Here is a 10,275-nt window from a genome sequence, read left to right on the forward strand (position 1 = left end):
TCTTGCCGGTGCCTGGTTCTCCTTTCACAAGCAGTGGGCGTTCAAGGGCAACAGCGGCGTTGACCGCGACCCGAAGATCTTCCGTCGCAATGTAACTTTCAGTTCCTTCAAAGCGCATAGTGTCGTCCGTCTATTGAGAGTTGGGCGAAAGTGGCAGGCTGCGCACGGTTTCGCAAGTCCACGAAAGGGTCAGGCGGAAGACAACGGGGAATGTGGCGAGACTTGCCCATCTAGAGGGGAAGAATTTGCCCGCCTGTGCGCTGAGTGCCTGGTCGCGTTTACGCTGGTTTTGCAATCAAACTTGCATAACCATCTGAAAATAAACACTTAAATTTCTGTTTACCTAAATTGGCACGACCTTTGCGGAGTGGGCGGTGATTATGGGCGAAAAGCCCGCGTTCGCATCGCCCAATCTATTAAGAGGACGAAACATGGGTATTTATGGGGCTATTAACTCAGCCGTCTCCGGCCTGAATGCACAGGCAACGGCACTGGAGAACATCTCCGGTAACGTCGCAAACTCGCAAACGACCGGGTACAAACGGCTGGATACCACTTTTGCCGATCTGGTTTCGGGTGGCGGCGATACCCAGGCGTCACAGGTTTCAGGAACTACCTTCGCGACATCGCGTGCAACCAACACCGTTCAGGGCGACATCACCGATGTTGAGGTCGACACCTACATGGCGATCAACGGCGAAGGTTACTTCGTTGTGACCCAGGCGTCCGATGTGGTTGACGGGTCCACAACATTTGCCGATGAGACCTTCTACACGCGGGCAGGTGACTTTGAGCGAAACCAGGAAGGTTATCTGATCAACAGCTCCGGCTATTATCTTCAGGGCTTTCCGCTGGATCCGGATACAGGTAACGCGATTGGCGATAATCCGACTGTGGTCCAGATCGAAAATCAACCTCTGGCTGCCTCCGCGACGACGACGATCGAGTATCAGGCCAACCTGCCGAGAATTCCGGCGACAAACGACTATGACGGTTCGGATGAAGCCACTGCATTGATCGCAACCGGCCTTGGCGGTGCAAACATTGCCGATACGGACAATGATGACTTCCTGGACAGCTCGATCTCCGGCGGGTCCATCACGATTTACAATCAGAACGGCACTGCGATGAACGTCGAGGTGCGCTATGCCAAGACGCAGAATGCCGATTCCGGCGTGCCGCAAAACGATATCTGGGCGATGTATATCGGCACCGGCGAAGATACGGGTGATACCTGGTATGAAGTCGCCACAATGGAATTTGACGATACCGGTGAACTGATCGACGTCGCCGACGGTGCCGTTGGTACCGCAAACGCAGCAAATGACGGTCTCACCATCGCGACGCTGGACATCGGTGGTGTTGAGGCAACCGGTGTTGAGATTACCTTTGCTGGCGGCTCGCTTACCCAGTATTCCGATCCGGATGGTTCCGCGAGTTCCGTTTCCCTTGAGCAAGATGGTTATGCGGCCGGTGAACTGACAGGTGTTGCCGTTGATGAATCCGGGCGCGTCATTGCCAGCTATTCCAACAACCAGCAGCGGGCCGTTTACGAAATCCCGTTGGCAACGTTTGAAGCAGAACAGAACCTGCGCCGGGTAGACGGAGCAGCCTTTTCTGCAACGGCATCTTCCGGTGAGGCAGACCTGTCGGGAGGCGGGCAGATCCTGTCCAACAAACTGGAACTGTCCAACGCCGATATTGCCGACGAGTTTTCAAAACTGATCGTCACGCAGCAGGCCTATTCGGCGAATTCGCGGATTGTGACATCCGCCGACGAGATGCTGGACAGTGCTCTGAACATGGTCCGCTAACAACCGTTCGCCGGCGGGTCCTGACCCGCCGGTCTTTCTGCTAAACCGGCGTGCTGTGAAGGAGAAACCGCTATGGGTCTGACAAGTGCCCTCAATACCGCGGTTTTCGGGATAACATACAATCAGCGACAGTTGGATGTGACCGCGTCCAATATCGCCAATGCGGATACGGCCGGCTACTCCAAGAAAACCATCTCGGCAAATGCCTATTTCGATGGTCAGGGCAATGTTGCCGGCATCAACGCGACCGAGATTCGCCGGATCGTCAATGAGCAGATCCAGGCTGACTACTTCAATTCGCTTGCCGATACGAATTACGCCAAGCAGATTGCCGATTACACAGACCGTCTCGACGACATTTTCGGCACGATCGACGACAGCAGCAGTCTTTCGGCACTTGTCGGCGAACTATCTTCTGCGCTCACGACGCTGGTAAACGACCCTGGGAATTACACCGCCCAGAAAGAAGTTGTCGCAGCTGCAGAAGCATTTGCCCGCGAGCTGAACACATCCTATGAGCAAATCGCGGATTTGCGACAGGAAGCGGACGACACGCTTGCCGGTCAGACCGTTGCGATCAACAACCTCCTGTCCAGCATTGAGGATATCGATGCCGCGATCCGTGACGCCAGTCAGGCCGGTGTTTCAACGGCCGATATGGAAGATGAGCGCGACAGGCTTGTTGAACAATTGTCCGGTTATCTGGATGTTACCATCACCGACGGCAGCAACGAGACGCTTTTCATTCAAACCAGCGATGGTCAGCAACTTTATGCGGACAATCAGGCTTCCACGCTGAGTTTCAGTGCGTCACACGCACTCCAGCCGGGTGAGACCGGCAACAGTGTCATGGTGACAACACCCGGTGGCACCACCTACGATTTGATTGCCGCGTCCAATTCCGGCTCGATGGTTGAGAGACGACATTCTGGTCGAAGCTCAAAAACAGCTCGACACGATTGCTGCGGAATTGTCGTTGGCTCTCTCGAATGTAACGGTTGAAAGTACGGATGTAACCGTCGGCCTGGACAGCGGGTTTGATCTGGATGTATCGGCACTTCAGGCCGGTAATACCATTACTCTGGAATATACAGATACATTGGGAGTGGCGCAGACCGTGACGCTTGTGGCGGTCGAAGACGCGACGCTCTTGCCGCTGGACAATTCGGCGACAGCCAATCCGAACGACACGGTTTTCGGCATCGACATTTCCAGCGGTACGCCTTCCACTTACATAACCAACATCATAACTGCGCTTGGTAGTACGGGTCTTCTTGTCAGCAATGACGGTTCGGACAATTTGAGGGTCCTTGGCGACAATACTGCTCCGACCACAGTCGAGAGCCTGTCGGCAAATGTGACGGTTTCCGCGAATTCCGACCAGGGACTTGGCCTGGCGATCTTTGTCGACAACCGGGACACGCCAGAATTGTTCACCGATGCTCTGGAAGATGACGGGCAGCGTCTTGGCTATGCAAGCGGGATCAGTGTCAATCCAGATCTTCTGGCCGACAGTGCCTTGCTGGTGAACTACCAGACGACTCCTACAGCCAATACGGCGAATGATCCGGCACGCGCACAGCATCTTGCCGAGGCACTCAGTTCCGGAACGACCTATTATGATCCAACATCCGGAATTGGCAGTTCGTCAACGCCGTTCCAAGGCTCAATCATTGATTTTGTCAACCAGACCGTCGCCTTCCAGGGCAATCAGGCGGAAGATGCGGCGACATTCTCGACGGCCAAGGATGCACTGACTTCCAATCTCGCGATCCGTTACGAGGAAAGCTACGCGGTCGACCTCGATGCCGAGCTGGCTTTCATGGTTCAGCTGCAAAACGCTTATGCGGCGAATGCGCGTGTCATGCAGACAATCAACGAACTCTTCGATGAGCTTCTGAACATCCTTTAAGGTGCGTAATGGCAGTCTCGAACATCACAACGTCCCGGACTTATCTTACCCAGCAGCTTTCAGAGCTGAACAACCAGCTTGCCGAAAAAACGACGCAGCTGGCCCACGGCAAGGTCGGTACAACCTATGGCGATGTCGGCGACAGGCGTCTCCTGGATATTCAGCTGACCCAGAAAGTCAGCATGATCGAGACCTACCAGCAGACAATAACCATCTCCAATCTCCATCTGGAAACGCTCAACATGTCGATCGAGCGGCTTGAAGATATCCGCCAGGATGCAAAATCGGCTCTCGATACAAATGACTTCATCATTCAGGACGATGGGCAGACGCAAACTCAATCGCGCGCTGAATTACTCCTGAATGAAGTGGTGAATATTCTCAACACCGAAATTGCCGGGTTCTATGTCTTTGGCGGAACGGATGCCGTCAATGACCCTGTTGCTACTCTCGATGCAATTCTCAACGGTTCTGGCGGCCTTGATGGCCTCAAGACCGTGATGGAAGAATTTGCCGAAGCTAATCTGGGGGCGTCCAACTCTGGACGAACGACAACGTCCGCGCTGACAACAAACTATGTCGCAGCCGTACCGACAGACTCCACATTCACCATTTCAGAAGACGGTGCGCATGATTTCGGTTTCGATATTTCGGCGGTAACCTCGACCCTCAGCAACGTGGCCATCACAGGTCCGGCAGCAACGGATCCAGACAGCTTTGATGTCCAGTTTACGGGGCAGCCCGCTGTGGGAGAGACGATCACCGTTGAGTTGACGCTGCCACCGGATCACACAGAAACCGTCTCCATCGAACTGACGGCTTCTTCGACAGGTGAAGCAGATGACACGTTTGTCATCGGTGCGGACCTGGAGGAGACGGCACAAAATCTGCGCGATGCACTGGAGGCAGAAATTGAGAACCAGGCCTTGACGACACTGAAGGCGGCGTCAGACGAATGGGCCTCCGATGAGTTTTTCAGCACATTCGGAGGAGAGGAGCCTCAAAGGATCGATGGTCCTCCCAACGATACGGCAACAGCCTTGACGGGTGGTTCTGCAACAACTGTCGAGTGGTATACCGGGCGCAACACTTCGACCACGGATCCGCGTGAAGACAAAAATGCCGTTGTCGATTCAAACCTGACAGTCAATTACGGCGTGAGGGCCAACGAAACACCGCTGGCGGAACTTGTTCAGGCGTTGGCGACCTTTGTTGCCGCAGACTTTTCCGGCGGGACGCAAACGGACGAGGAGTATTACAACGCCTTGTCGACCAACCTCAGGACCATTCTGCAGCCGGCAGGGGTAGACCAGTCCGGAATTGTCGATATTGCGACCGATATCGCGATCACGCATCGAACCGTGTCCATGACAAGCGATCGTCACGTGCAGATGAAAAGCACCTATGAAGGCACGATTGCAGAGATCGAGGGCGTCGACAAGGACCTGTTGGCTGCTGAAATTCTTCAGCTTCAAAACAATATCGAGGTGTCCTACCGGGCATCCTCGATTGTCTTTAATCTGACCTTGTCGGATTATCTGTAGACTGAATTTCCATACGATGGGCGTCGGCCAGATTTATATGCTGGTCTGAAAAAGACTTTGCACTAAAAAAGGCCGGTTGCGATCTGCACCGGCCTTTTCCCAAATACGGATTTGATTTCTCTATTCCGCTTGCGGTCGAGCGCGCAAACCTTCTGCGATCGCGCGATTGATGCTGATCAGTGAATTTAGTTTGTTGGCATCGTCCGTTGTCATGACGGACATGGTCTGCTTGAAAACAAATACACCCAATGAAGCGATATTATTCTTGATACCCTGGGGAAGTTCGTTTTCCTGGCTGGTTGCGGAAGTTACCAGGATGCTCCAGAGTTTACGGTTATAAACCAGAGCGTCATCCTTTTCCGCAAGAGAAGCCTCTTCCCACTCATCCTTGATCAATTGAAGCCGCGCCGCGGCTTTCATCAGCAGATTCGCTTCCAGCTCCCTCGGGGAGACCGCCACCTGGCTCGTTTTCTGGTAAGCCTGCGCTGCCTGTTTGTACATGACCGATCAGCGTCCCTTCATACTCGATGAGCTTTCGTGCTTCTTTCAATGCCTTATAGAAGGCGCCGGTTAGGATGGCGTTACTAATCCTGGTGACATATGGAATTGTACTCGGTGCGGCCTTCACAATATCGTTGACGAGAGTGAAGTAGTTCTCCTGAATCTTCTCCAAATCCGTTGAGAGATACATCAGCTGAACGGCCAAATAGACCCTCTTTGCTGGCGTATCCGCGGTGGCCGGTGTGAGAATATCCTTTTCCCGGAGAATGGGTGCCTGGCCTTCGATAAACAGACGGGTCCGTTGATTATCGTTGGTGATAACGCTGTCACCGATGATGATCCGTTCGCCCGGTTTTAGCTCGACCTTGAGCGCCATTCCGTGACCTCCACGCTTGAGTATCGCCACCAAACATTAACGAAATGGTTAACGTTCACTCCCGATACTTTAATGAATTTCAGCGCCTGTGTTAACCAAACAGGCTCAAGACGCTCTGATCTGCCTGGTTCGCAAGCGACAAGGCTGTCGAGGACAGCTGCTGCCGTGTTTGCAGCGCCAGCATGTTCGCGCCTTCCTCATTCATGTCGGCTATGGTGAGTTCGCCTGCGCCGACTTCGAGCGTGTTGATCAGATTTTGGGTGAAATCAGTCCGGATTTCCACCGTTGACAATGACGTCCCCATGGATCGGGCGGCTGATCGCAGTTCGTCCAGGGCAGCATTGATCGCCTGTAGTGTCCGGTCAATGTCGGTGTCTGTCTTGAACTCTGATGCGGCGGCTGAGAGGGCAACTGTTCCTGACGTCGATCCTAACGTCATTCGGTTGAAGTCCGAATTGCTGCTGGTTATGTCGAACGATACTTCACCGATCAAGCTAATGCTGCCACCTGAGAACGAGGCATCCAGCCCTTTTACGTTGTCGATAAATGTTACCAAGTCGCTGACGGTCGTCTCGTCATCGATTTCCAATGAAGCAGGTTCGAAGTCATTGCCGTCGGTTATGGTGATTGTGTCACCTGCCTGAAAGCCGCCTGAAGAGATCAGGGTCGATGCTGCAGTGAGAGCGGTCGATAGCACAGATGTGCTGGTGCCTCCAGTTGCGCCACCGTCCGTGTCAGTACCGCCGCCGTTGTCGTCTTTTGCAATGGATATCGTGTTGTCAAGACCAGAGGTGAGATCGATGGAGTCAGTCGATTCGTCGAAACTGGCGTGAACTCCGCTCAACTCATCTAATGCGTCTACATAGTCCTGAACGGTCGTGATGTCCGTACCGATCGTCAATGTGGTCGTGCCTGAACTATCTGTGATGGTAACCCGGTCACCATTTTCCCAGTCGCCTAGATCTGTCAAATTGGAAGAGGCTTGGAGACCAGTTAGCGTGAGTGAAGCGGTGCCACCGAACAAATTAAAGGATGAAGTGCCGGTCCCACCTGGGTCAAGGTCATCCAGATTGAGGCCATCGTCCAGAGATGTATCGGTGAAGTCGACCGGTTCAACCGTCAGATTGGACGTGCTGTCCTCGTTAAAGATAACTTCCAGTTCGTTGCCGGCTCCCGCGAGAAGGTTCTTGCCCTTGTAGCTGGAGTCTCGCGCCAAATCCTCAATTTGTTCAAGGATATCGTTGTATTGGCTGGTGAACTGCTTGCGCTCGTATTCGCTTGACGTCTGTAGCGCCTGATTGGCGATTGCCTTTGCGGACTCAACCAGATTGGTGATTGAGGTGATTCCCTTGTCAGCCGCGCGAATGGTCTGAACACCCTGTCCCATATTGTTCAGGAGGTTGGACAGATCACTTGCCCTGTCGTTTAGCGATTGCGCGGTGAAGAAGGAGTTCGGATTGTCGAGGGCCGTATTGACCTTCAAGCCGGTTGCAAGGCGGGTCTGTGTGACCGATTGCAGATCTGCTGTTTGCTTGAGCGACAGGAGATTGTCCCGGACCGCGCTGGAAAGAACAATATCAGGCATCTGACTTCACCGCTTTTCTATTCATCACCCGTAACGGACGTCTCTAGCTCGCACCAAGAAGAGAGCGAACCATGATCGCAAATCTAAATGGAAAGTTAATCGGTGATGCACTCATTAACGTGCTGTAAATAAAAGTTACCAAAAGGTTTCTTTTAACCAATTGAAAAATATGAAACTTTTTTTGACCACTTTTGAAGAAAAAGCCGCAAAAACAAAAACGGCGGACCATTTGGTCCGCCGTATCTGATTGTCAGCTTGTGAGTCGTGCGTCCGACTGATTCTAGCTTTCTTAGAAGAGGGATAGCACTGTCTGGTCTGCCTGCGACGCGAAGGACAGTGAGGTTGAAGCAAGCTGCTGACGGGTCTGAAGGGCCAGCAGGTTTGCACCTTCTTCATTGGTATCGGCCAAGGTCAGGAGACCGGCACCTTCCTGAAGAGTGTTGATCATTGTCTTTGTGTAATCTTGACGGATCTCAACAGTCGAAAGGTTCGTACCAAACTCAGAAGCCTGAGACCGAAGGTTTGATAGAGCGTTGTTCAGGCGATCTACCACCCGATTGATGTCGGTGTCAGTTGCAAAGCCGCTGTCACTTAAGGCCGCGACCGCGACCCCGGTTGTGTTGGCGGTGAAACTGCTTGCTGCAAAATCGGCATTGTCACTTGTCAACGACAGGTCGGTTTCACTCTGAATGGACAAAAGTCCGGAAGACGTGTCGAAGGAGGCACTTACTCCGTTGAAGTCGTTGACGAAATTTTCCAGGTCGTCAACGGTCGTGTTTTCGTCGATCTCGAGGGAGCCGAGTTCAAAGTCATTGCCGTCAGTCAGGCTCAAGGTATCGCCAACAGCGAAGGAGCCTGAGTCCACCAGGACCTGGGTATCCTGTGCGAATGCTGTGGCGTCAACCGACCCGAAAGCTGCACCCGCTGTTCCAGTGCTGATTGCGAAATCTTCGTCACTGTAGATTGTCAGAGCACCGTTGGTTTCATCAAACTCTGCCCGAACACCCGCGATTCCGTTAAGGTTATCGATCAGATCCTGAACTGTCGCACCCGGTACCGCCAGTGTGCCGCCGGTGATCGCAGCAGCTGTTGCTGTAGTATCGAAAGCTGTGATCGCAATGCCGGCCGATGCCGAAATCAGAGTGGAATCTGAGAGCGTAGAACTAGAGTTGAGTGAAGGGCCCCCGGTTGACGACTCCAGGGTGATTGTTGTTTTGCCACCTTGCAGCGTAAAGGAGGTGGCGCCACCCTGACCCTCAGCAAGATCGGACAGGTTCAATCCCGTAGATAGGCTTGTGTCGGTGTAGTCTACCGCCTCGATCTTCAGTTTGGAGGTTGCATCTTCGTTGAAGATGGTTGTTAGATCGTTGCCGTCGCCTGCAAGAAGGTTCTTGCCTTTGTAGGAACTGTCTTTTGCGACGTCTTCTATTTGCTCAAGCAGATCGTTGTATTGCTCCGCAAATGTCTTGCGCTCGTATTGGCTTTGAGTCTGAAGTGCTTGGTTGGCTTTTGCCTTTGCGGCTTCCACCAGGTCGGTTACTGTTTGAATTCCTTTGTCAGCAGCTTTGATGGTCTGCAGTGATTGTCCCATGTCGTCGAGCAGGTTACCCAAGTCGCTTGCCCGGGAATTGAGTCCGGATGCGGTAAAGAAAGAGTTGGGATTATCCAACGCGGAGTTAACTTTAAGACCTGTCGCCAGTTTGTTCTGGACGCCGGACATCATGTCTGCGGTGGATTGAAGCGTGAGGAGGTTCTGCCGTACGGCAGCTGACAGGGTGATGTCCTGCATCTGAATATCCCTTTCCTGGGTCACATGTACTTCTGCTCTTCCTGAGCAGGTTGATTAAGATCATCTTCTGTTAACCCTAATCATTAGTTAACTGCATCGCATTTTAGGGTTAACGAGGTGTTAACACGTTGAAGCCATGTGCGGTTTCTGCAAAAGAGGCTGAAACTGAAGGGGAGAAAGAAGGGGCAGCTAAATGCAGAAAAGGCGAGCAACTGCCCGCCTTTTCGGTCGTTGATAGTGTATTTTCCGACTTAGAACAGACGTAACACGTTCTGGTCGGCCTGAGCTGCTAAAGACAGCGAAGTCGAGGCGAGGGACTGCTGGGTCTGCAAAGCCAGAAGATTCGCACCTTCCTCGTTTGTGTCTGCCAGTGTCAGTTTTCCAGCACCTTCTTCAAGCGTGTTGATCAGCGATGTCGTGAAATCCTGACGGTTTTCAACGATCGACAGATTGGTGCCGAATGTCGAAGCCTGGGATCTTAGGGTGTCCTGTGCAGATTTCAAGGCGCTGATAGCGGTCTCGATTTCCGTATCTGTTGCAAAACCCGAATCCGTTCCGTTCGTCGTTAACGTGGCGCTGCCGTTAAAGCCGGTATTGTCCGAAGAAACGGACAACTTGAAGTCGGAGGTGACGGTCAGTGTGTCACCGGACAGGGCCGCGCTGGAACCATCAATGGCATCGATGGCAGCTTCGAGATCGTCGACAGTTGTCGTTGCAGTGATTTCGAGTGTGCTGATTTCGGTGCCGTTTGCAT

General features: G+C 52.9%; 9 protein-coding genes and 1 pseudogene. 4 read left to right on the top strand and 6 right to left on the bottom strand.

Annotation, left to right across the window (positions count from 1 at the left end):
* Window positions 1-118, bottom strand: a pseudogene (locus K5905_RS18220) (ATP-binding protein); the annotation flags it as partial.
* Window positions 119-431: 313 nt separating this feature from the next.
* On the opposite strand from K5905_RS18220, the gene K5905_RS18225 reads away from it, so the two are divergent.
* The 4 genes from K5905_RS18225 (at window position 432) to K5905_RS18240 (ending at window position 5,270) form a co-directional block, all read left to right on the top strand.
* Entirely contained in the window at window positions 432-1,814 is a 1,383-nt protein-coding gene (locus K5905_RS18225; protein ID WP_297586395.1) for a flagellar hook protein FlgE, read from the top strand.
* A 72-nt stretch (window positions 1,815-1,886) separates the two neighbouring features.
* Window positions 1,887-2,816 carry a flagellar basal body protein gene (locus K5905_RS18230; RefSeq protein ID WP_297586397.1) on the top strand — a complete coding sequence of 310 codons (930 nt, stop codon included), beginning with the start codon at window positions 1,887-1,889 and terminating at the stop codon, window positions 2,814-2,816.
* Complete coding sequence (locus K5905_RS18235; protein ID WP_297586398.1) at window positions 2,728-3,726, top strand: flagellar basal body rod C-terminal domain-containing protein; 999 nt, start codon at window positions 2,728-2,730, stop codon at window positions 3,724-3,726. The genes K5905_RS18230 and K5905_RS18235 overlap by 89 nt, the downstream gene beginning before the upstream one ends.
* An 8-nt stretch (window positions 3,727-3,734) precedes the next feature.
* Entirely contained in the window at window positions 3,735-5,270 is a 1,536-nt protein-coding gene (locus K5905_RS18240) for a flagellar protein (protein WP_297586400.1), read from the top strand.
* Window positions 5,271-5,390: 120 nt separating this feature from the next.
* Here K5905_RS18240 and flaF read toward each other — a convergent pair whose 3' ends face one another.
* The 5 genes from flaF to K5905_RS18265 all read right to left on the bottom strand — a co-directional run.
* Window positions 5,391-5,771, bottom strand: coding sequence for a flagellar biosynthesis regulator FlaF (flaF, locus tag K5905_RS18245; RefSeq protein ID WP_297586402.1), 381 nt, complete (start codon window positions 5,769-5,771; stop codon window positions 5,391-5,393).
* Window positions 5,653-6,147 (bottom strand): flagellar biosynthesis repressor FlbT, encoded by a 495-nt coding sequence (gene flbT / locus K5905_RS18250; RefSeq protein WP_297586404.1) that lies wholly within the window; start codon window positions 6,145-6,147, stop codon window positions 5,653-5,655. The genes flaF and flbT overlap by 119 nt, the downstream gene beginning before the upstream one ends.
* Window positions 6,148-6,238: 91 nt before the next feature.
* The gene (locus K5905_RS18255) at window positions 6,239-7,732 is read right to left on the bottom strand and encodes a flagellin (RefSeq protein ID WP_297586405.1); all 1,494 of its coding nucleotides are present in this window, start codon (window positions 7,730-7,732) and stop codon (window positions 6,239-6,241) included.
* A gap of 289 nt (window positions 7,733-8,021) precedes the next feature.
* On the bottom strand, window positions 8,022-9,521 hold the full coding sequence (locus K5905_RS18260; protein WP_297586406.1) for a flagellin: 1,500 nt from the start codon (window positions 9,519-9,521) through the stop codon (window positions 8,022-8,024).
* A gap of 251 nt (window positions 9,522-9,772) precedes the next feature.
* Window positions 9,773-10,275: flagellin (locus K5905_RS18265; protein ID WP_297586407.1), on the bottom strand; the 503-nt coding region annotated here is incomplete at its 5' end.

The organism is Roseibium sp. (assembly GCF_025698965.1).
Lineage (GTDB): Bacteria > Pseudomonadota > Alphaproteobacteria > Rhizobiales > Stappiaceae > Roseibium.

Coding starts and splice junctions, on each gene's coding strand:
- K5905_RS18225 (WP_297586395.1), top strand. CDS start 432: ATGGGTATTTATGGGGCTATTAACTCAGCCGTCTCCGGCCTGAATGCA.
- K5905_RS18230 (WP_297586397.1), top strand. CDS start 1,887: ATGGGTCTGACAAGTGCCCTCAATACCGCGGTTTTCGGGATAACATAC.
- K5905_RS18240 (WP_297586400.1), top strand. CDS start 3,735: ATGGCAGTCTCGAACATCACAACGTCCCGGACTTATCTTACCCAGCAG.
- flaF (WP_297586402.1), bottom strand. CDS start 5,771: ATGTACAAACAGGCAGCGCAGGCTTACCAGAAAACGAGCCAGGTGGCG.
- flbT (WP_297586404.1), bottom strand. CDS start 6,147: ATGGCGCTCAAGGTCGAGCTAAAACCGGGCGAACGGATCATCATCGGT.
- K5905_RS18255 (WP_297586405.1), bottom strand. CDS start 7,732: ATGCCTGATATTGTTCTTTCCAGCGCGGTCCGGGACAATCTCCTGTCG.
- K5905_RS18260 (WP_297586406.1), bottom strand. CDS start 9,521: ATGCAGGACATCACCCTGTCAGCTGCCGTACGGCAGAACCTCCTCACG.